Source organism: Streptomyces spinosus (genome assembly GCF_020400655.1).
In the GTDB taxonomy this organism is placed as follows: Bacteria; Actinomycetota; Actinomycetes; order Streptomycetales; family Streptomycetaceae; genus Streptomyces; species Streptomyces argyrophylli.
This window is the reverse complement of the sequence record NZ_JAINRC010000007.1, coordinates 84,613-105,586: the sequence shown is the minus strand read 5'-3', so window position 1 is coordinate 105,586 and position 20,974 is coordinate 84,613. Positions and strand designations below refer to the sequence as shown.

Here is a 20,974-nt window from a genome sequence, read left to right as displayed (position 1 = left end):
ACGGGGGGTCGTCGTCACTGGTCGTGTCGCAGGTCATGCGGTCGCCTCCGGTGCGGGTCCCGCGATGGCCGTCGGGACGTGGGAGGGGCGGGCGGGGAAGTGCACGGCCACCATGGCGAGGTCGTCGTCCAGGTGCCGCCCCGCATAACTCTTCAGGTCCTTGCTGATGTCCTGCAGGAGGCCGTGCGGACACTGCCACGCCCAGGCGGCGGCGCGTTCGAGGACGGGGTAGAAGCTCCCGGTGGCATCCCGGGCCTCGATGAGCCCGTCGGTGTAGAGCAGCAAGGTGTCTCCCGGGGCGAACGCGAAGGTGGCGAGGGGGAATTCCTCCGCCGTGCTCCCGGCCAGGCCGAGCGGCGGAGCGGGACGGGCCACGCGCAGGGCGGTCACGGGTCCGCGCCGGTTCACCAGGGGCGGGGGATGTCCGCAGCTGACGATCCGGACGGTCTCCTCGCCGTCGGGAAGTTCGGCCAGCAGGGCCGTGATGAACCGCTCGGCGCTGTCGGGCGCGAGCTCGGCCATCTCGTCCAGGTGCCTGCGGACACTGCGTTCCAGGGCGGCCGCCAGCTCCGGGAGCGTCTCGTGCTGGTGGGCCGCCTCGCGGAACGCGCCGAGCAGGGCGGAGGCGTCCTCCAGGGCCGGCAGACCCCTGCCGCGGACGTCGCCTATGAGGATGCGGGTCGCGCGGCCGGTGCGGGCGGCGGCGTACAGGTCGCCGCCCACCTGGGCGTGCGCGGTGGCCGCCCGGTACGCCGACGCGACACGCAAGGAGCCCAGCCTGCGGGGGAGGGGCCGCAGCAGAACCCGCTGGGCCGCCTCGGACACGGTCCGCACCTGCGTGAGTTCCCTCAGGTCACGGTCGTGCAGGGCGCGAGCGGCGATCACAGAGGCGGAGACGGCCAGCAGGGCGCCGATGTGAACGGGCAGCAGGGGCGAACGCAACAGTCCGTCGTGCCAGTCGACGAGAACCACGGCCGCACTGGCGGTCAGCGCCATGGCGACCGTGTACCGGGTCCGGGCGACCGCGGCGGTGCAGGTGGGGGCGGCAACGAGGAGCGGGGAGAGGTGAACGGCCAGGGGCGCGAAGGACGCCGCGAGAGTGATCGCCGCGATCAGCAGGAGGGGAAGGCCCACCTGGGCTCGGGCACCGCTCGTGAGGCGTCTGCCGGCACCCGTGGGGCCGAGTGGGGATCGGCTTCCCCACCGGTGCCGGAGTCTTCGTGGCCCAGGGCGCTCGGGGTCCTTCGGACCCGGTGCCGGGACACGGCGGGAAGGAGGTTTCATGGGGGTCCTATGAGGGCTCGAGCCTCATGAGCGCCGGGGATTCCCCGGTGATGCGACGCAGGCGCTCCGACGGAAGTGGATCATGGGGCCGCCGTCCTTACCGGATTTATGACGCAATCTCACCATGATGCGAGAAATGGTTTCCGTTATGCGGACTCAAATGTGCGACACCCGAACGCGCGAGTCAAGCGGCCCCAACACCCCGGCCCCACCGGAGAGGTGAAGGCGCCCTGTTCGGCGCGGCGGGCCTCTCGCTGCTGCCGGCAGCCCGCGGGCCGCCGGGCCCGCGCGGCGGCGGGACCGGCCGCATGGACGACCTGCGGTCCGGCCACTCTGGACGCCACCGCGGCCCCGCCCGGTCGGGAGCCTCTCCCGGACACGGCCACGCGCGACGGCGACGTGGCGCTGCTCCTCCTGGGCGGGCGTGCCCGCGGCGGAGGAGTGTTCCGGTTCAGCGGTCCGCCGTGATGCGCAGCCTAATGGTGCGGGCCTCGGGGCGCAGCGCGAACGCGGGCCGCACATCCGGCCCGCAGGACCGTGAGCCGAGTCCGTGCTGGGCCGCATCGATGATCAGGTGGCTCGTCGTCGAGTCGGGAAGCTCGAACGGGTGCCCGGCGCGTGCGGTCTGCTGGGGGGTGTGGCGGCTGAGCGTGAAGCCGGGACGGCGTCCCGACCTGTCCGGGACCGCCTCGACGTGCAGCACCCCGGTGCCGCCGCTCAGCAGCGTCAACCGGCGCAGTCCCGAACGGTGCCCGGTCTCCTGGGGGCGCGCGTAGCCGACCGAGAGGTCGCCGACGCCCGCGGTGAAGCGGCCCGTGCGCGCCGCACGCAGACTGTCCGGGTAGGACTCGAGGGGACCGAGACCGAACCACTCGGCGCCGTCGACCGGAGCCGTGCCGTCGGGAAAGCCGAAACGGATCCCGATACGGGGCCACACCGTGCGCCATCCCCGCGACGGCTCGATCTCCACGAGCAGTTCCAGGCCGTCGTCCCCGAGGGACCAGACGGACTCCACCGTCACCGACGGGGCGGAGCCCGCCGCGGCGACCTTGTCGATCGTGCGCAGGGACCGCGCGGCCTGCTCCACCCGGACCCGCCGTGTCACGAGCCGGTCGAGACCGTCGCGGCGCCACAGGTCGGCGTGGGAGACTCCGGCCACGGCGTCACTGTCCTCGACCCGGTCGGACGCGCTCTCGTCGTTGTCGGTCGGGGCCCGGAACAGCTCCAGCCGCGGACCCGTCACGGCGCGGCCGGCCAGTCGTACGAGGGACCCGTCGACGAACTCGGCGATCCCCAGCGTCAGGGTCCCCCCTCCCGGCCGCCAGTCGGTCCGGGGCCGGGCCGCCGGCACCGCACGGGGTGCCGACGCGTCCCGCTGGGCCGTCGCGACCAGGTGCCCCTCGGGCGCCCAGGCCGTCCCGGCCGCCAGCACCGCGTCCACCGTGAACCATGTCTCGGCGTCGGGCGACACACGGATCGGGGGCAGCGGCACCCGCGCCGAACCGCCCGGTCCGAGGACGGGCACCTCCAGGTCACCGCCGTCCACGGGCGTCCCGTCGTGCTCGACCCGCCAGCGGAAACGGAGGTCGGAGGTGTCCGCGGAGTGCCGCAGGTTCGTGACCGTGACGCCGTCGTCACCGAAGCCGAAGCGGAGCGGCTGCGCGACCGCCTTGAACTCGTGGAGGCCGGGCGTCGGCACGTCGTCGCTGAGCAGCATCCCGTCCATCACGAAGTTGCCGTCGTGCACCACCTCGCCGAAGTCGCCGCCGTAGGCGTAGTACGGCGTCCCGTCCGGGGCGCCGGCCAGGATGCCGTGGTCGCGCCACTCCCAGACGAAACCGCCGTGCACGCGCGGGTACGCGTGCACCAGCGCCTCGTACTCATCGAGCCCTCCGGGCCCGTTGCCCATCGCGTGCGCGTACTCGCACAGCAGGAACGGCTTGGCACGCTGGCGGGCGCTCTGTGCCGGGGTGCAGTGCGCCAGCGGCGAACGGGCACCCTCGGCGCCGATCTGCTCGATCTCGGGCACCGATGCGTACATGCGGGAGTAGACGTCGGTGTACTCGCCGGTGTGGTCGCCTTCGTAGTGCACGGGGCGTCCGGTGTCGCGGGCGTGCACCCACGCCGACATGGCGGCGAGGTTGCCGCCCGTTCCCGCCTCGTTGCCGAGCGACCAGATCACGACGCTGGGGTGGTTCTTGTCCCGTTCGACGGTGCGCCGGATCCGGTCGAGGAGCGCCTCGCGCCACGCCGGGTCGTCGCAGGGATTGCCGGCCCAGCCCGCGTCCTCGAAGCCGTGCGTCTCCAGATCGCATTCGAGGACGACCCAGAACCCGAGTTCGTCGGCGAGGTCGAGCAGCCTCGGGTGCGGCGGGTAGTGGCTGGTGCGGATGGCGTTCACGTTGAACCGCTTCATGCGGGCCAGGTCCGCCCGGGCGTGCTCCTCGTCGAAGACGCGCCCGCGCTCGGGATGGGCCTCGTGGCGGTTCATCCCGTGGAACACGACGCGGCGGCCGTTGACCAGGAACCGGTCGCCGCTGATCTCGACCGTACGGAACCCCAGCCGCAGGGAGACGGTCTCGGCGGGCGTCGACACGGTGGCGTCGTACAGGCGCGGTCGTTCGGCCGACCAGGGCTCCACCCCGGCCACGTCGAGGGGGGCCACGTCGGCGGGGGTCGCCCAGACCCGCTCCACGCCGAGTTCCGGGATGCGCAGGGTGACCGGGAAGGCCGCCGGCTCGGCCGTGACCTCGGGGTCGACGCGTCCGTGCCCGTCGTCGAACCCGGTGCGCAGCCACACGTCCTCGATGCCCCCGGCAGGCCGGGCGATCACGGTGACGTCCCGGAAGATGCCCGGCAGCCACCACTGGTCCTGGTCCTCCAGGTAACTGCCCGCCGACCACTGGTGCACCCGTACGGCGACGACGTTGTCGCCCGGGCGCACCACCGAGGTGACGTCGAACTCGTGGGCGAGCCGGCTGCCGCTCGCGCTGCCGATCTCCGTGCCGTTCACCCACACCCGGAAGAACGACTCGACCCCGTCGAAGCGCAGCACGACGCACTCGGCGTCCGACCAGTCGGCGGGCAGGCCGAAGTGGCGGCGGTAGTCGCCGGTGGGGTTCTCGTCCGGCACGTGGGGCGGGTCGAGCGGGAAGGGGTAGCGGATGTTGGTGTACACGGGCCGGCCGTAGGCTCCGTCGCCCTGGAGCACCCAGTGGGAGGGGACCGGAACACTGTCCCAGCCGCGGTCGTCGAAACCCTCGGCCGCGAAGTCCTCGGCCTCCGACGCCGTGGGCGACAGACGGAACCGCCATGGCCCGTCGAGTGACCGGGAGGGGGCGTCGGAGTGCAGCCACGACCGCGCGGGACGCAGGGCACCACGTCCGGGGGCGAGGTCCGAGACATGGGTGGGGAGTCTGGAGGACAAGAGGTCACGACTCTTTCTCATGAGCGAGTGAGTGAGCGAGTGCGGGAGTGCGGGAGTGCGTGAGATGGGCGTCGAGCGTCCGTGGCGACCGGTCAGCGCACCCTGACGCTGCGGATCTCCCACGGGGCGAGGTCGAGAACGAGCCCGTCCCGCACCGGCGTCCCGGACAGGGGCCGGCCCAGCAGGTCGACCGTGGTGGCTTCCGTGAACGGGCCGGTGACGCGCACGTGCGCCCCGCTGTCGCTCATCGCCGTCAGCCGGATCTCGGTACCGCCGCCGGTTCCGTGACCGGCGTCGGTGACCCGGCGGACGGCCGAGACCAGGACGTCCGTGCCGTCGACGTGGATGCCGGTCGCGTCCGGGGGCAGCGGGTCCCCTGCGGGGGCGGTCCCGCGCGTGACGAGTACGTCGTTGCGGAACTCCTCGGCGCGCGCGACCGCGCGGGCACCCGCCCAGCCGGCCGCACAGGGCAGCACCGCGAAACGGTTCTCGACACGTATGCCCAGGTCCTGCGCACCCGGTGCCGGGATCTCGCTCGCCGCGGGCTCGTCACGGAGAGGATGGATGTTGACGCTGATCGAGCCGATGGCACGCAGCAGGGTGAGGGCGAGTTCGCGGCCGTCGTCGACGAGTTCGTACTCACCGGAGTGGGCGAGCAGGACGTGCGCGGCGCCGGCCGACACGAAGGAACTCGCGGGGAACGTCGGGATCGGGTACTCGCCCCAGCCGCCCTCGGCGCTGAGCCCGCGCTGTGTGACGGCGAACTGCCCGGCGGAGGCCGACGTGCCCACGGCCTCGGGCAGCGGTACGTGGAAACGCAGGCGGTGATCGGCGCACTGGTTGAGGAACGCGGTGGACACACGGACGAACGGCTCGCCGGCGCGCACCTCCACCAGCGTCTCGACGGGCGTCGCCACGGTCCGCCCGCTGCGCACGTCACGGTCGCGGGAGAGCTCCGCGGGCCACTCGTAGACGCGGGTGACACGCGCTCGCGCACGCAGCGGGCCGCTCTCCAGCAGCTCGAAGCGGACCTCCGTGGGCTGCGAGACGAGCACGTCCCGGGCCGGGGGAGCGTAGTTGTAGCTGTCGCCGCGGTCTCCGCCGTCGACGAGCCGCCCGACCCCGTTCAGCACCGTGCCGTCGGTCCCGGTCACGTTCAGCGTTCCGTCGTCGGCGACCACGACCTCCACCAGCCCGTTCGACAGGGTGCGGGCCGTCGCCGTCGCCGGGTCGGGTGCCGCCGCGGGGGCGGCGGGCCGCTCGCCCGGCGTGACCCGGAAGCCCGCCAGCCCGCAGGCGGGGACGCGCACGGGCACCAGCGCGGTGGCACGCGCCTCCTGAAGCGTCAGCACCCGCCACTCACCCGGATGCGCGGCAGCGGCGGCGGCGACGTCCCGGCGCAGGACGAGCAGGTCGAACGGTCCGCCGGCCGGCACCTCGGCGAGGTGGAAGACGAGCGAACCGGGGGTGAGTTCGTAGCGGTCGATCAGCAGGCCGAAGAGTTCCCGGCGGTGGATCCGGCGCAGCACGCGTTCGAGCTGCGAGGCGTCCACGCGCTCGTCGCTGAGCACGGTCGGGGCCTCGGAGACCAGTTGCACGGGGTGCTCGCGGCCGTCCGCGGTGGTGGCGACCAGCGTGGTTCCCTCGGGCGGGGCAGCGACCTCGACCTCGACCAACGCATCGCGCGGGAACGGCAGCGGATTGGCGACCAGATGACCGTCGCCCGGCACCAGGGCGGCGGGCTCGGCGAGAGCCGCGTCCCGGACGGCGCGCGCGATCTGCGCGGCTTCGGCGAGCCGCGCTTCGACCTGGGCACAGGTCTCGTCGGTGCCGGAGCCGACCACCGAGTCGTGCGCCGTCGACTCGATGATCTTGTGCCAGGCGAGCGAGAGGAACGGCGAGTCGTCCCGCCGCGACCACAGCGCGTTCACCCGCTCGGCGTGGTCGATGGTGCGCTCGGCCACGGCCATGCGCTGCTTGAGCCCGAGCCGGACGGACAGCACGCCCGGCAGGATGTTCCCGCGCACGTGACTGCGCAGCTCACCCGTGACGACGGTGGCCGCCTCGTCGCGCACGTGCTCGCGGACGTACTCGTCGAGTGTGGCGAGGGTGATGGCGCGGTCCGGTCCTGCCGCCCGCCGCAGCCAGGCCGCGAGCCGCGGGTCGGGCGGGGTGTGATCGGTGCCGGCCATCGCCAGCACCGGGTCGTCGCCCCACCGGTGGGCCGTCGACTCCGTGTACTCGCCGAGCGCGCGGCCGATCCGGTCGGGCACCAGCAGCAGGTCGAGGCCGTTGTCGTAGCCGTCGAAGAGGAACTCGGTGCGCACCTCGGAGCCGTCGGGAGCACGCCAGCGGAAGGCGTGACCCTCGACGGCACCGGGGACACCACGCCACAGCGCCGCGTGTGCGATGCCGGCACGGGCCAGGATCTGCGGCATCTGCGCGATGTGGCCGAACATGTCCGGCAGATAGCCGATGGGCATCGCCCCGCCCAGGCCCTCCGCAGCCGCCCACCCCAGCTGGAGGTTGCGGACGATGGTCTCGCCGGAGCAGAGGAACTCGTCGAGCAGGATCAGCCACGGCCCGATGGCGAGCCGGCCCTCGGCGACCAGGGCCGCGAGGCGACCGCGGTTCTCCGGGCGCATCTCCAGGTAGTCCTCCACCGCGGCCATCTGACCGTCGACGGTGAACCGGAACTCCGGGTCGGTCTCGGCCGTCTCCAGCACGGTGTCGAGGGCGGTGACCAGCCGGTGCCGGAACACCTGGAAGGGCTCGTACCACTCGCGGTCCCAGTGGAAGTGGGGCACGAACACGGCCGCATGGGGCATGGCGACAGACACCTTCTGTGCGAGGGGGACGGACGTCACTTCAGGGACCCGGCGGCGAGCCCGGTCCGCCAGAACCGCTGGAGGAGCACGAACACGACGATCACGGGCACGATCGACACCAGCGAGCCGGTGATCACGGACTGCTGGAGCAGCGGGGCGCGGGCGGTCTGGCCGTTCCACTCGTACAGGCCGAGCGTGATCGGGAACAGGGACTCCTTCTGCAGCATCACCATCGGCAGGAAGAAGTTGTTCCAGATGGCCACGAACTGGAACAGGAAGATGGTCACCAGGGCCGGCGCCATCAGCCGGAACGCCACCGAGAAGAACGTGCGGAACTCACCCGCGCCGTCCAGCCGCGCCGACTCGATCAGCTCCTGCGGGACGGACGCGTTCGCGAAGACGCGCGCCAGGTAGACGCCGAACGGGCTGACGACGCTGGGCAGGAAGACCGCGAGATAGGTGTTGACGAGCCCGGTCGCCGAGAACAGCAGGAACAGCGGCAGGGCGAGCGCGGTGGTGGGGACGAGGACGCCGCCGAGGATGACGGAGAACAGCACCTCCCGGCCGCGGAAGCGGAACTTGGCGAGGGCGTAGCCGCACAGCGCGGAGATCAGGGTGCCCACGGCCGCGCCCAGCACCGCGTAGACGACGGTGTTGAGGGCCCAGCGGCCGAAGATGCCGTCGCTGCGCGTGAACAGGACGCGGAGGTTCTCGAACAGGTTGAAGTGCGAGAACACCAGCCCGTTGGTCGAGGCGAGGTCGCCCTGCGGCTTCGTCGCCGCGACGACGAGGAAGTAGACGGGCAGCAGGAAGTAGACGGCCAGGAGCAGCATCAGGGCCATGACGGCCGTACGGCTGACGCGGCTCTCACGGATCACGGAGGGGTTGCTCACAGCCCGGCCCTCTTCGCGGTCAGTCGCATGAACCCGAAGCTCAACACGAAGGTGATGACGGCGATGACCACGGAGATCGCCGCGGCCTGCTGGTAGTTGTTCCCCGAGGCCACCGTGTACGCGAGCATGTTCGGCGTGAACGTGCTGGAGATGTTCGAGGAGATCTGGCGCAGCACGGCCGGCTCGGCGTACAGCTGGAGCGTGCCGATGATCGAGAAAACCGAGGTCAGGACGATCGACGGGGCGATGATCGGGACCTTGATCCGCCACGCGATCGTCCAGTTGCCGGCGCCGTCGATCCTCGCGGCTTCGTAGAGCTCCTGCGGGATCGACTGCAGCGCCGAGAACATGATCAGCATGTTGTAGCCGGTCCACAGCCAGGTGGAGACGTTGGCGGTCGACCACAGCACGGCACCCGGGCCGAGGAAGTCCGGCTCGAGGCCGACGCCGTTCAGCAGGTCGACGACGGGGCTGAGCTGGGGCGAGTACAGGTACGACCACATGATCGCGGCGATGACTCCGGGCACCGCGTACGGCATGAACGCGGTGATACGGAAGAACGCCTTGAGCTTCAGCAGCGGAGTGTCCAGCAGCAGCGCGATGACCAGGGCGACGAACAGCATGACCGGCACCTGCACGACGCCGAACAGTCCGATGCGGCCGATGCTGGACCAGAACTCGGTGTTCCGCAGCACCTGCCCGTACTGCTCCAGACCACCGAAGGCGGTGTACGAGGTCCCGTACTGTCCGCCGGTGCGGCGCACCACCCGGAGGCTCTGCCAGAGCGCGTAGCCGACGGGCACCAGGTAGAACAGCAGGAACGGCAGGAAGAAGGGGGTCAGGAACGCGGCGACGGTGCCCGCCCGGGGCCCGCCGCCGTGGAGCCGGCGGCGGGCGCGGACCGGCGCCACCACGGATGTCGCACGGGCTGCGGTGTCGGTCATGCCGCGGTCACTTGCCCGCCGCGACCGGGATCGCCTGGTCCTTCATCGATGTCAGCGCGGCCCCCTGGGCGGCCGTCAGCGCGTCGGTGAGCGTGCCGTCGCCGGCCGCCGCCTTGGCCATCGCGTCCTGCAAGGCCAGGTTCACCGTCTTCTGCGTGGGACCCCAGGCGAAGTTCGTGTCGATCTTCTTGGACGACTCGGCGAAGACGTCGAAGATCTTCTCGTTGCCGTAGTACGCGACCCCCTTCCGCAACGAGGGAAGCCGCAGCCCGGCAGTGGCGGCGGGGTACAGCCCGCCCAGCTCGTTCTCCATCGCCAGCGCCTGCGGATCGGTGTTCAGCCAGGTGTTGAACTCCACCGACTCGTACAGGTGCTTGCTCCCCTTCATGAACGCGACGGTCGACCCGCCCCAGTCACCCGACGTGCCGTCCGTGCCCCAGGTCGGCATCGGGACGACCGACCACTTGCCGGCCTGCTTGGGCAGGTTGTCGCGGAACATGCTGTAGCCCCAGGCGGCACCGACATAGCTGGCGATCCGGTCCTTCTGGTACGCGGCGTACATCTGCGTCGAACCGTTGGCGAGGTCGGTGCGCACGAGCTTGCCGGAGATCAGCTTCTGCCAGTACGCCGCCACCTGCCTGCTGCGCTCCGAGTCGACGGTGACCTGCCACTTGTCGTCGGAGTACCCGTACATCTTCGCGTCGTTCTGCCAGAGCAGCCCGTTGAACCACTCGGCGTTGTTCGGGTCGAAGAACGTGATGGCGAGGTCCGGATCCGCCTTGTGCAGCTTCCGTGCCGCGGACGCGTACTCGTCCCAGGTGGTGGGGATCGCGACGTGGTGCTTCTCGAAGAGGTCGCGGCGGACGAAGAGGGCCATCGGGCCGGTGTCCTGCGGGAGGGCGAACACCCCCGTGCCGCCGAAGCTGGTCTGGGACCAGGTCCACGGGACGAACTTCGACCCTGCCGCGGTGGCCGCCTTGCACGCCGAGGCGTCCACGAAGGCGTTCTGGGTGCGCAGGTTGGGGAGTTCGTCGTAGCCGACCTGCGCGAGGTCCGGCGCCTTCCCCGCCTTCAGGGCGTTCCCGAGGGTGCCGTACTGGTCGTTGGAGATGTTCTTCGTCTCGACCCGGATGTCCGGATGCCGCCGGTTCCACAGGTCCACGACCTTGTCCATGCCCGGGACGGTGTTCCAGTACTGGAGGGTGACCTTGCCCTTGGCGGGCGCGCACGAGGCCGCCGACGCCTCTCCCGACGGCGCGGGCGAGGAGCACGCGGCGAGTACGGCGACACCGGCGGCCGCGGCCACGGTGGCGAGGCGGGTGCGCATGACTGTGCTGCTCATGTTTTCCGTTCCCGAGGACGACCGGCGACGGGCGCCGGCCGGGTCGACGTTGACTCACTCAGGCGGGATGCCGCGGTGGACGTGGACGGCCGCGACGGTGCCGGTCTGGGTCCCGGGCACCGTGGCGGAAAGGGGCGAGCCTGCGGTAACTTCCGTCCGTGAGCGTTCACGGGAACGTTCACGGGCGTGTGAAACGTTCGGAAGTGTGCGCTCGGGTGCAGTTGAGTGTCAAGACTTCGGATCACGACGGGGAGGTGGCCGACAGTGCCGACCGGGACCGGTTCCCGCAGGGTGACGATCCATGACGTCGCCCGTGCCGCCGGGGTGTCCCGGCAGACCGTGTCACGCGCGCTGAACGACAAGGGGGAGATCGACGACTCCACCAAGCAGCGTGTGCTCGAGGCCGCGCGGACGCTGGGATACCGGCCGAGCCGGTTCGCCAGGGGGCTGGTGCGCCAGGACACGATCAGCGTCGGTCTGGTGATCCCCGACCTGCTCAACCCGTTCTTCACCGAGGTCGCCGCGGCGGCGCTGGAGGCGGCGCGGGCCCGCGGATGGCACGTCCTGGTCTACGACACCGCGGACAGCGCACAGGAGGAGCTCGGTACCCTCCAGGTGATCGCCTCCCAAGTGGACGCGGTCGTCGGCTACTTCAGCCGGAGCGAGAGCGAGATCGAGCAGTGGACGCGGGGGCTGCCGGTCGTCCTCATCGACCGGGGCGAGGACGCCGAACGCTTCAGCTCCATCCGCATCGACGGACGGGACGGCGTCAGGGCGGCCGTCTCCCACCTCGCCCAGGCAGGACACCGGCGCATCGGCATGCTCGACCACGCGGCTCGCACCGAGCCGAGCGTCCGGCACGCGTGGTTCGCCGACGCGCTGACCGCCTGCGGACTCGGTGACGGACCGGTGTGCCGCGCGGAGCAGAGCGTGCGGGGCGGCGAGGAGGCGCTGGAACTCCTCCTCGGCCGGCATCCCGACGTGACCGCGGTGTTCGCCTTCAACGACGTCATCGCCATCGGCGCGCTCCGTGCCGCCCGCCGGACGGGACGACAGGTGCCGCGCGACCTGGCCGTGATCGGCTTCGACGGAGTGACGCTCGGCACGCTGGTCGAGCCCCCGCTGTCCAGCGTGGCCCTGGACATCCGCCGGCTCGGAGCACTCGCCGTCGAACAAGCGGCCCGTCTCCTGACCGGTGACAGTCCGCTCGGCCCCGACGATCTCGTGGCCCGCGCGGAACTCCGGCTGCGCGAGTCCGCGTAGGTCCGCCCCTCACCCGGTCAGGGTGGCCGGTGCCGCCGGGACCGGCCCCGTCACGCGGGGTCGGAGCGCAGGCCGACCGCGCGGCGCAGGGCCTTCCGGCACGCCCGCACGGCAGGGTGCCGGCCGCGGCCACGGCGTACGACGGTGAGGATGCGACGGACGCGCTGACCGCGGGGGAGCGGCCGCAGCGTGACCGTCGGGGACTGTCCGGTTCCGACGAGGCCGGGCAGGAGGGCGGCGGCGTGCCCCTGCTCGACGAGGCGGAGGTGGAGCAGCAGGTCGGTGGTCTCGAACCGCACGTCGGGTTCGAAGCCGGCGTTGCGGCACAGGGTCACGGCCCAGTGCCGGGCCGCGGTGCCCTCCGGTTCCATCACCCAGGGGTGGTCGGCGAGGGAACGCAGCGCAGCGGTCGGGCCCTTGCCGTCCGCTGTGCCGGCCGGTGTCGGCAGGGCGAGGTGCAGGGGGTCGTCGAGCAGGTCCTCCTGTTCGAGTTCGGCGGGGCGGGGGTTGGGGTTGCCCGGGTACTCCTCGGCGAGGACGAGGTCGAAGTCGCGGGCGTGCAGCGCGGGCAGGGCCTTCTCCGGCTCCATGTGCGTGACGTGGACACGCAGGTGCGGGTGCCGCTCGCGCAGCAGGCCGAGCGCGGTGGGGACGAGGGCCAGGGCGGCTGTCTGGAACGAGGCGATGCGCAGGGTGCCGGTCAGGTCGGACAGCGAGGCGGCGATGTCCGCCTCCGCGCGCTCGAGGCGTTCGAGGACCGCTTCGGTGTGGGCGACGAGGATCTCGGCCTGCTCGGTCAGCCGTACCCGCCGCCCGACCGGCTCCAGCAGCGGGACACCGACCTCGCTCTCCAACAGCGAGAGCTGCTGGGAGACGGAGGAGGGGGCGTAGGACAGGGCGGCGGCGACGGCCGCCAGCGTGCCGCGGTGCTTGAGCTCCCGGAGCAGGCGCAGTCGGTGCAGATCGAACATGTCACGCCCGCTCCGTCGTGCCGATCGGTCGGTTCTGCCGATGAGCATAGGTCGAAAACATCCGCTGGACCGATCGTACGGGCCCGCCGCACCATGATCCTGTGCCTGACAACGCCCCTGGCGGTGCCCCCGACAACGTCCCCGGCCACGCCCCCGGCAACGCCTCCTCCCGTCCGCTGCCGTGGTTCGCGCGCTCCGCCGCCCGTGCCTGGCGGTGTGAACCCGCGCCGGCCGGGGTGCGGGCCTTCCACCTCTCGCTGCCCGACTACACGCCCACCCCGCTGACCGAACTGCCGTCCCTCGCCGGCGCGTGGGGTGTCGGCCGGGTGTTCGTCAAGGACGAGTCGTGCCGCCTGGGACTGCCCGCGTTCAAGGCCCTGGGCGTGTCCTGGGCCGTCCACCGCGTCCTGGCCGAGCGGGCGGCGAACGGCGAACCGGCCCCGGTCACCCTCGTGACCGCCACCGACGGCAACCACGGCCGCGCCGTGGCCCGTGTCGCACGCCGCCTCGGCCAGGAGGCCCACGTGTTCGTTCCGCAGGGCGTGCACCCCCGGGCCGTGGCGGCCATCGTCGCCGAACAGGCCAAGGTCACCGAGGTGCCGGGGCCGTACGACGAGGCCGTGCGCCTGGCGGCCGAGGCGGCTGCCGCGCCGGACGCGGTCCTGGTCCAGGACACCGCCTGGCCGGGCTACGAACGGGTCCCGCGGTGGATCGTCGAGGGCTACTCCACCCTCTGCGCCGAGACCGACGAGCAGTTGGGGGCCGAAGGGGTCGCGGACGGGCCCGATCTCGTCTCCGTACCGGTGGGCGTGGGGTCCTTGGCGCAGGCCGTGGTCACCCACTACCGCAGCCGCCCCTCCGGGAACGCCCCGGCGCTGCTGTCGGTGGAGCCGGAGGCCGCGCCGTGCGTCCTGGAGAGCCTCAGGCTGGGCGCACCCGTCAGCGTCCCCACGGGGAAGACCACCATGGCGGGGCTGAACTGCGGCACCCCGTCCAGCATCGCGTGGCCCCACCTGCGGGACGGACTGGACGCCGCGGTCGCCGTCACGGACGCCGACAGCTCCCGCGCCGCCGGCGTCCTCGCCGCCGCCGGTGTCTCCTCGGGCCCCTGCGGGGCCGCGTCGCTCGCCGGTCTGCGCGCGGCGCTCACGGGCGCGGGCGCCGGGGAACGCCGCAGGGCACTGGGACTGGGACCGTCCTCGGTGGTCGTGCTGCTGAGCACCGAGGGCGCTGCTGCCAATCCGCACCCGGTAACGGGCTGCTGACCGTCGTTCCCGGCCCGGACACGGCGGTGATGGTCCGGTGTGTGCCCGCGGCCGGCCCCGAGGACGGGCGGCGTACGGTGGGCGGGATCGCGAACGGGCTGCTGCTCGGGGCGCGCCGACACGGGGCTGCCCCGACCGGCTCCGGGCGAGCCGGGGCTCGACGCCGTTCGGCGGCCTCCTAGGGCCGGACGTACGGCCGGGTCATGATCTCCATGTTGTGGCCGTCCGGGTCCTCGAAGTAGGCGCCGCGGCCACCGAAGAGACGGTTGATACGGCCGGGCTCGGTGTGGCCGGGGTCGGCGTAGTAGGTGACACCGACCGTCTCCAGGCGGGCGATCATGGTGCCGAACCGGTCGTCGGGCACGAGGAACGCGTAGTGCTGCGACTGGATCGGCTCGTCGCGCTTCTCGTAGTAGTCGAGCGTGACGCCGTTGCCCAGGTCGACGGGGAGGAACGGCCCGAAGGGGGCGCCGACCTCCAGACCGAGGATCGCGGCGATGAACTCGGCCGACAGCCGACGGTCCGTCGCGTGAACGGCGGTGTGGTTCAGCTGGACGGTGGCCGGCGAGCCGAGTTCGTGCCGACGCTGCTGCTCATGTGACATAGGTCGATTCATCTCCAGGTCCTGGATCCGCTGGGGGCACCGCGTGCGGGCGCTCGGGGGCAAGACGCGGAGAGATGGCGGGGCTCTGGCCCGCCTCGGGCTCACGCCGAGGCCGGGTGCCCTACTCGTGTATGGCCCATGGCCGACCCGGCAGTCACATGATCGACTCTAGTGCCTGACCCTCCGTCACGGCAAAGAGAGGGACACACCCTCCGCCGCCACCGCGGAGGTCAATGACCTACGGTCTCGGCGGAGCGGCGCGCGCCGCCTTCTCCAGCCGAGCCGCGGGGCCGGCCGGCCATGCCGGCGTCGCCGGGGTGCCCCGGCCATTCGGAGGTGCTGTGGTGGCGCCGGCAGGGGACGGCCCACAGGCTGGTCTGGATGTGGGCGCCGCCGCCGCGCAGGGGCTGCGGCAACGATCCAGGAGGACCGCATGACCGCTTCGTCGCCCTCCACCGAGACACCTCCGGCCCGGTACGACGACCTGCGGGCCCTGGTGATCAACTGCACCCTCAAACGCTCGCCGGAGACGAGCAACACCCAGGGGCTGATCGACCGGAGCACCGCGATCATGGACGCCCAGGGCGTAGGGGTCGATGTCGTCCGGGCGGTGGACCTCGACATCGCCACCGGCGTGTGGCCCGACATGAGGGAGCACGGCTGGGAGACGGACGCCTGGCCCGACCTGTACCGCCAGGTCATGGGGGCCGACATCCTCGTACTGGCGGGACCGATCTGGCTGGGTGACAACAGCTCGGTGATGAAGCAGGTGATCGAACGCCTCTACGCCTGTTCCAGTCTGCTGAACGACGCCGGTCAGTACGCGTACTACGGCCGTGTCGGCGGCTGTCTGATCACCGGCAACGAGGACGGTGTCAAGCACTGCGCCATGAACGTCCTCTACAGTCTCCAGCACCTCGGGTACACCATCCCGCCTCAGGCGGACGCCGGGTGGATCGGTGAGGCAGGGCCCGGCCCCTCCTACCTCGACCCCGGCTCGGGCGGTCCGGAGAACGACTTCACCAACCGCAACACCACCTTCATGACCTGGAACCTGCTGCACCTGGCCCGTGCCCTGAAGGACCTCGGCGGCATCCCCGCCTACGGCAACCAGCGCACCGCCTGGGACGCGGGCTGCCGCCACGACTACGAGAATCCCGAGCACCGCTAGACGTCGTCAGTCGCCGAGCGGCCGGCCGCGCCGCGCGGTCACACCCACGGACTGCTGTTTGACCTTGACACGGTGACAAGGTCTTCACTGCATGCCGAGGAGGTGGTCGCGATGACGATCCCGGGACAGGACACAGGCGCGGACACGCACACGGACACGGAGACGCACACGGACACGGACACGGCACGCGTGCTCCACGGGCTGGAGGACAGCCGGCCGACCGTGCGGCTGCGGACCGCCATGGCGGCCGGGACGACACCCGACCCGCGCTTCGTCGACAAGCTCGTCGAGCGATGCGCGGTCGAGCCCGAGTTCTTCGTCCGCGACATGCTGACCTGGGCGCTCACCCGCCACCCGGTGTCCCTGACGCTTCCCGTACTGCTCCGCGAAGTCCGCTCGGAGCGTGCGCGGGCACGGAGCCAGGCGCTGCACACGCTGTCCAAGATCGGGGACCGGCGGGCATGGCCGGCGATCACACGGACACTGCTGACCGACGCCGACGACGAGGTGGCGCGGACCGCCTGGCGGGCCGCGGTCGTGCTCGTACCGGAGGGCGAGGAACCCGCGCTGGCCACGGTGTTGGCGACGCAGCTCGGACGCGGCGACCGGGAGACACGGCTGAGTCTCAGCCGGGCACTGGTCGCGCTGGGGGAAGTGATCGTCCCGGCTCTCGGTCCTGCGATGATGGCCCCTGACCCCGGTGTACGAGCGCACGCGCTCGCCACGCGACAGCTGCTGCGCGACCCGGACGCCGGTTTCGGGTTCGCGATCGAGGAGGCGAAGCGCATCGTGGTGCTCGGCGGTCCCGGCCAGGAGGAACGATAGGGCGTGCTGATCAGTGAGGTGGCGCGACGGTCCGGGGTCAGCGCCCGCATGCTCCGGCACTACGAGTCGCTCGGTCTGGTGCGCCCCTCGGGTCGTACGGGCTCCGGATACCGGGAGTACTCCCGCGAGGACATGCGCAGGATCTTCCACATCGAGAGCCTGAGGTCGCTGGGACTGTCGCTGCGTGAGGTCGGACGCGCGCTCGACGACCCCGGCTTCACGCCCGCGGCACTCGTCGACGACCTCGTCCGCGAGACGCGCGACCGCATCGCGGCCGAGACCGAGCTGCTCACGCGGCTGCGCCGCATCCGCGCCGCGGACCCCGCCGGCTGGGAGGACGTCCTCCAAGTCGTCGCGTTGCTCCAGGCCCTGGGGTCGAAGAACGCCGACGCACGCCAGCGCGCGGCCCTCTCCTCAGCCGACGAGGTACCGGTACCGGTGGAGGCCCTGGTCGAGGCGGCACTCGGCGAGGCGGACCCGAACGTCGCCGGGGCCCTTCGATGGGCGCTGGCGCGATCGGGCGGCACAGGCGCGGCACTGCTGGCGGAGGGCCTCGGCTCACCGGTGGCCGCGGTGCGGGAACGTGCCGTTCAGTGCCTCGCCGAGATGCCCGGCGGGGAGGCCACCGCGCGCCTGCGTGACGCCCTCGCCCACCCCGACGTCGTGGTGCGCGGGCACGCGGCTCTGGCGCTCGGCACACGCGGTCTGGCCGATGCGGTCCCGGTGCTCATCGACATGATCGTGGAGGGGAGGAACGACACCGACGCGGCCGATGCGCTGAGCGTGCTGGCCGGCGACACCGTGACGGCGGACGAGATCGCGGCCCTGCTCGTCGACCGCCTCGCCCACGACGCCACGGGAGCGCCCGCGCGCGGGCGGCTGACCCAGGCGCTGGCGGGCATCCCGGGACCGAGGGCGTCGCGGGTCCTCGTGGAGCTGTCCCACGACCCGGACCGTGCCGTCGCGCTGACCGCGGCGTACCTCCTGCGGCTGCGCGGCGCACGGTGACGGGTCCCTGCTGACGGCTGGGGGAGCGCCAAGGGGGAGCGCCGGGGGCCGCAACCGCAGGGGGCCCGCGGGAGGGCGGGAGTGGAGGACCGACGTGTGCCGGCTGAGCCGGCCACGGTCACGGCGAGGCGGCAGCGAGGCCGTCGTCCTCGTCGCCGCCGTCAACGCGTGGTGGTGACGTACCGGTCCGACGACAACTCGAACACCCGGACCCGCCGCCCGCCGGCGGGACTGACGGTCTCACGGACCGGACGCATACCCAGTTTGGTCATGATCCGTTCGGAGGCGTCGTTGCCCACCTGAGCGATGCTGACGATCCGCTCCAGCCCCCGCTCTTCGAAGCCGAACCGTACGGCGGCCGCAGCCGCCTCGGTGGCCAGGCCCTGCCCCCAGTGGGAACGTCCCAGCCGCCAGCCGACCTCGACCGCCGGCATCACCTCCGGCAGGAAGTGGGGCACCGACAGGCCGGTGAAGCCGGCCAGCTTGCCGGTGGACCGGAGCTCCAGGGCGAACAGGCCGAAGCCCTGTGACTCCCACTCGCTCTCCCACGCCTCGATCCCGCGGCGGGTCTGCTGTTCGTCACGGACGCTGCCGTCCCGGATCCACCGCATGACCTCGGGGTCGGCATGGATGGCGGCCATGGGCGCGACGTCCTCCTCGCGCCAGCGACGCAGGACCAGCCGCGGAGTCTCGAGCGTGACCATCTCCTCATTCTGGATCACGGAACGGGCCCTCCGCCATCCTCACCAGGCACTTCCGGCACACGCCGACCGTGTCCGCGGTGCCGCCGCAGCGGCCCGTCGCCGACCCGCCTCGCGGTGCCGCCGTGTGGGCGAAGCGACCCCCGCTGTTATTCAATGAGGTGTGCGGCCGGGGCTCTCGGGACCCCGTCGCACGGGTCCGAGTACGGCCCCGGCGCTGCGCCGGGGATTGCTGAGAGAGCTCCATGGACTCCACACCCTCCCCATCGCCCTCCTCCGCGTTCGACCTGGTCAGCAGGGCCTTGGGGCGCTACATCCCGCGCGGCGGAGCGGCAGGGGACGCCCGTCCCGCCGACGCGCGGGGCGACCGCACCAGGCGTCGGCGGCCACCCGAGGACCCGGCGGCCGGCCGACAGGAGCAGATCCTCGGCGCGGTCAACCTGGACAGGTACCTGATCATCACCCGCTGCAATCTGGACGCCCCGGTGTTCGCGGGTCTGGAAGCCGTGGTCGGCAGGCCCTTCGTCGGTCTCCTGCCCCGCGGGGACGTACCGACGGTCACCCGGCGGCTGCGGCAGGTCCTGGAGACCGGCGAGGCGCACGTGGCGCGCATCCAGCGCCTGCGGCGCGGCGACGGGTCGGAGCTGGTCGTGTCGATGAGCATCCTGCCCGCCGCGGCGCCCGAGGAGGGACTGACCGTCTCCCTGATCGCGATGGCCAGGAGGCTGCACCTCTACGCCGCCGAGACCGCGATCGGCACCTCGCTGGACATCGGCGAGACCGCGCAGTCGCTGGCGGAGTCCCTGCTGGCCTGGGGGGACGTGGCCGCCGTCGACCTGGACTTCGCCGTGTGGACGGGCGAGGGGGTCACCGGCCGGTCCAAGGGGCGCATCCGGCTGCGGCGGGCGGCCCTGGTGCCGGACCGGGCGTGGCCCGAGGGCTACGTGACCCCGGGCGAGGACCTCCCCGGCGACGCGAGCCGCCTGCTGGCGCAGGCCGTCCTGCGGGACGACGCCCCGCAGACCATCGTCATACCCGACCGGGAGGCCGTCGAGCGGGTGCTCGGCAGTCCACGAGTCGTGCGGGCCCTCGTACCCGGCGACCGGTCGGCGGGTGTGGCGTGCGTACCGCTGGTCCTGGACGGCGCGCCGCCCGTCGTGCTGGGCGTGGCGGAGGTCTGGCGGCGGGCGGACTCCCCGTTCCGTGACAGCGAACTGCTCGACCTGCAGGAACTGGTCGCCAGGACCGCCCACCACGTCGACCTGGCTCGTCAGCACCAGCGCGAGCACACCCAGGTGCTGGCCCTGCAGCGCCGGCTCCTGCCCCGCACCGGTGGCGACACGATCGAGATAGCCAGCGTCTACCAGCCCGCCACCCCGGACAGCGCGGGTGTCGGCGGCGACTGGGTGAACAGCTTCCCGCTGCCGGACGGCCGCACCGCACTCGTGGTCGGCGACGTCGTCGGGCACGGTCTGGGAGCCGCGGCCACCATGGGCCAGCTGAGTATGGAGGCCCGCGCGCTGCTGTCCGCCGGACTGGCGCCGGACGAGGTACTGGAGCACCTGGACGAGACCGTCTCACTGCTGGACGACGCCGATTCCGGGCTGACGGCCGGCTACAGCGCCCTCGGCTCGACCTGCTGCATCGCCCTCTACGACCCGGTCAGCCACCGCGTGACACTGTCCAGCGCAGGCCACCTCCCACCGGTCCTGGTCTCCCCGGACGGTCACGCGGGCCCGCTGGAGGTCCGCACCCATCCCGGCCTCGGCGCCGAGTTCGCACTGCGGGAACCGTTCGACGTGCACACGTTCAGCGCACCGCCGGGTTCCCTGCTCGCCCTCTACACCGACGGCCTGGTGGAGGACCCGGCCGTGTCGATCGACGAGGGCATCGGCAGGCTGGCGGACGCCGTGTCCACCGTGCACCCCTGGGACGCCCTGCAGCGGGCGGCACGGCATGTCGTCTCCACGCTGGGACCCGCGCGCCAGCGCGACGACGTGACCCTGCTCCTGGCACGGATGATCGGCTACCGCAAGGGGGACACCGCGACCTGGCGGCTGCCCGCCCGGGACGACGCCCCCGCCCGTGCCCGTACGCAGGTCTCCGTGCTGCTGCGGCAGTGGCGCACGAGGGACGACACCCGCGACGACGTGGTCCTGCTGATCAGCGAGCTGGTCACGAACGCCGTGCGCTTCGCCACCGGACCCATCACGGTACGGCTGATCAGGTCCGGTCACGGCCTGCTGTGCGAGGTGGGCGACACCGGCAGCGGCAGGCCGCGTCTGAGGCGGGGCGGCCTGCTCGCCGACGGCGGTCGCGGCCTGCACATCGCGCACAGGCTCACCACCCGGTGGGGGGTCCGGTGGACGGACACCGGCAAGGTGGTGTGGGCGAAGGTCGCGAGGTGACACGGCCAGGGGGGCGATGTGCCCGCCGGGACCCGCACCG

General features: G+C 72.3%; 15 protein-coding genes. 6 read left to right on the top strand and 9 right to left on the bottom strand.

All coding sequences use genetic code 11. The annotated features are described in order from the left end of the window. Positions 1-33: 33 nt before the first annotated feature. The 6 genes from LG395_RS15010 to LG395_RS14985 form a co-directional block, all read right to left on the bottom strand. Positions 34-1,134 carry a PP2C family protein-serine/threonine phosphatase gene (locus tag LG395_RS15010; protein ID WP_225809980.1) on the bottom strand — a complete coding sequence of 367 codons (1,101 nt, stop codon included), beginning with the start codon at positions 1,132-1,134 and terminating at the stop codon, positions 34-36. A gap of 601 nt (positions 1,135-1,735) precedes the next feature. Beyond that, positions 1,736-4,732 carry a glycoside hydrolase family 2 TIM barrel-domain containing protein gene (locus LG395_RS15005; protein ID WP_225809978.1) on the bottom strand — a complete coding sequence of 999 codons (2,997 nt, stop codon included), beginning with the start codon at positions 4,730-4,732 and terminating at the stop codon, positions 1,736-1,738. A gap of 71 nt (positions 4,733-4,803) precedes the next feature. Continuing rightward, entirely contained in the window at positions 4,804-7,539 is a 2,736-nt protein-coding gene (locus LG395_RS15000; RefSeq protein ID WP_225809976.1) for a glycoside hydrolase family 38 N-terminal domain-containing protein, read from the bottom strand. 35 nt (positions 7,540-7,574) lie between these two features. After that, the gene (locus LG395_RS14995; protein ID WP_225810232.1) at positions 7,575-8,381 is read right to left on the bottom strand and encodes a carbohydrate ABC transporter permease; all 807 of its coding nucleotides are present in this window, start codon (positions 8,379-8,381) and stop codon (positions 7,575-7,577) included. Positions 8,382-8,428: 47 nt separating this feature from the next. After that, entirely contained in the window at positions 8,429-9,376 is a 948-nt protein-coding gene (locus tag LG395_RS14990) for a carbohydrate ABC transporter permease (protein WP_225809974.1), read from the bottom strand. 7 nt (positions 9,377-9,383) lie between these two features. Then, positions 9,384-10,718 (bottom strand): ABC transporter substrate-binding protein, encoded by a 1,335-nt coding sequence (locus LG395_RS14985; RefSeq protein WP_225809972.1) that lies wholly within the window; start codon positions 10,716-10,718, stop codon positions 9,384-9,386. Between the two features lie 264 nt (positions 10,719-10,982). On the opposite strand from LG395_RS14985, the gene LG395_RS14980 reads away from it, so the two are divergent. After that, a complete protein-coding gene (locus LG395_RS14980) occupies positions 10,983-11,981 on the top strand; it encodes a LacI family DNA-binding transcriptional regulator (RefSeq protein WP_171150211.1) in 999 nt (332 codons plus the stop codon). A 50-nt stretch (positions 11,982-12,031) separates the two neighbouring features. Here the strand turns inward: LG395_RS14980 and LG395_RS14975 are convergent, their stop codons facing one another. Beyond that, positions 12,032-12,952, bottom strand: coding sequence for a LysR family transcriptional regulator (locus LG395_RS14975; RefSeq protein WP_225809971.1), 921 nt, complete (start codon positions 12,950-12,952; stop codon positions 12,032-12,034). 101 nt (positions 12,953-13,053) lie between these two features. On the opposite strand from LG395_RS14975, the gene LG395_RS14970 reads away from it, so the two are divergent. After that, positions 13,054-14,217, top strand: coding sequence for a diaminopropionate ammonia-lyase (locus LG395_RS14970; RefSeq protein ID WP_372463234.1), 1,164 nt, complete (start codon positions 13,054-13,056; stop codon positions 14,215-14,217). Between the two features lie 178 nt (positions 14,218-14,395). Here LG395_RS14970 and LG395_RS14965 read toward each other — a convergent pair whose 3' ends face one another. Continuing rightward, positions 14,396-14,821 carry a VOC family protein gene (locus LG395_RS14965; RefSeq protein ID WP_225809969.1) on the bottom strand — a complete coding sequence of 142 codons (426 nt, stop codon included), beginning with the start codon at positions 14,819-14,821 and terminating at the stop codon, positions 14,396-14,398. 433 nt (positions 14,822-15,254) lie between these two features. Between LG395_RS14965 and LG395_RS14960 the strand changes: the two genes are divergently transcribed. From LG395_RS14960 to LG395_RS14950, 3 genes are all read left to right on the top strand, one after another. Further along, entirely contained in the window at positions 15,255-15,992 is a 738-nt protein-coding gene (locus tag LG395_RS14960) for a flavodoxin family protein (protein ID WP_171150208.1), read from the top strand. A 111-nt stretch (positions 15,993-16,103) separates the two neighbouring features. Then, positions 16,104-16,817 carry a HEAT repeat domain-containing protein gene (locus LG395_RS14955; protein ID WP_225809967.1) on the top strand — a complete coding sequence of 238 codons (714 nt, stop codon included), beginning with the start codon at positions 16,104-16,106 and terminating at the stop codon, positions 16,815-16,817. Between the two features lie 3 nt (positions 16,818-16,820). Then, on the top strand, positions 16,821-17,825 hold the full coding sequence (locus tag LG395_RS14950; protein ID WP_171150207.1) for a MerR family transcriptional regulator: 1,005 nt from the start codon (positions 16,821-16,823) through the stop codon (positions 17,823-17,825). A 161-nt stretch (positions 17,826-17,986) separates the two neighbouring features. On the opposite strand, the gene LG395_RS14945 is transcribed toward LG395_RS14950, so the two are convergent. Then, the gene (locus LG395_RS14945) at positions 17,987-18,529 is read right to left on the bottom strand and encodes a GNAT family N-acetyltransferase (protein ID WP_225809966.1); all 543 of its coding nucleotides are present in this window, start codon (positions 18,527-18,529) and stop codon (positions 17,987-17,989) included. Positions 18,530-18,771: 242 nt separating this feature from the next. Here LG395_RS14945 and LG395_RS14940 point away from each other — a divergent pair, with 242 nt between their 5' ends. Continuing rightward, positions 18,772-20,934, top strand: a complete 2,163-nt coding sequence (locus tag LG395_RS14940; RefSeq protein ID WP_225809965.1) for an ATP-binding SpoIIE family protein phosphatase — start codon at positions 18,772-18,774, stop codon at positions 20,932-20,934. Positions 20,935-20,974 lie beyond the last annotated feature (40 nt).

Bases quoted from the DNA above. Each gene is read 5' to 3' on its own strand.
- LG395_RS14940 (WP_225809965.1), top strand. From the start codon at position 18,772: ATGGACTCCACACCCTCCCCATCGCCCTCCTCCGCGTTCGACCTGGTC.
- LG395_RS14990 (WP_225809974.1), bottom strand. From the start codon at position 9,376: ATGACCGACACCGCAGCCCGTGCGACATCCGTGGTGGCGCCGGTCCGC.
- LG395_RS14985 (WP_225809972.1), bottom strand. From the start codon at position 10,718: ATGAGCAGCACAGTCATGCGCACCCGCCTCGCCACCGTGGCCGCGGCC.
- LG395_RS14965 (WP_225809969.1), bottom strand. From the start codon at position 14,821: ATGTCACATGAGCAGCAGCGTCGGCACGAACTCGGCTCGCCGGCCACC.
- LG395_RS14995 (WP_225810232.1), bottom strand. From the start codon at position 8,381: ATGGCCCTGATGCTGCTCCTGGCCGTCTACTTCCTGCTGCCCGTCTAC.
- LG395_RS14960 (WP_171150208.1), top strand. From the start codon at position 15,255: ATGACCGCTTCGTCGCCCTCCACCGAGACACCTCCGGCCCGGTACGAC.
- LG395_RS15000 (WP_225809976.1), bottom strand. From the start codon at position 7,539: ATGCCCCATGCGGCCGTGTTCGTGCCCCACTTCCACTGGGACCGCGAG.
- LG395_RS14955 (WP_225809967.1), top strand. From the start codon at position 16,104: ATGACGATCCCGGGACAGGACACAGGCGCGGACACGCACACGGACACG.
- LG395_RS14945 (WP_225809966.1), bottom strand. From the start codon at position 18,529: ATGGTCACGCTCGAGACTCCGCGGCTGGTCCTGCGTCGCTGGCGCGAG.
- LG395_RS14975 (WP_225809971.1), bottom strand. From the start codon at position 12,952: ATGTTCGATCTGCACCGACTGCGCCTGCTCCGGGAGCTCAAGCACCGC.
- LG395_RS15005 (WP_225809978.1), bottom strand. From the start codon at position 4,732: ATGAGAAAGAGTCGTGACCTCTTGTCCTCCAGACTCCCCACCCATGTC.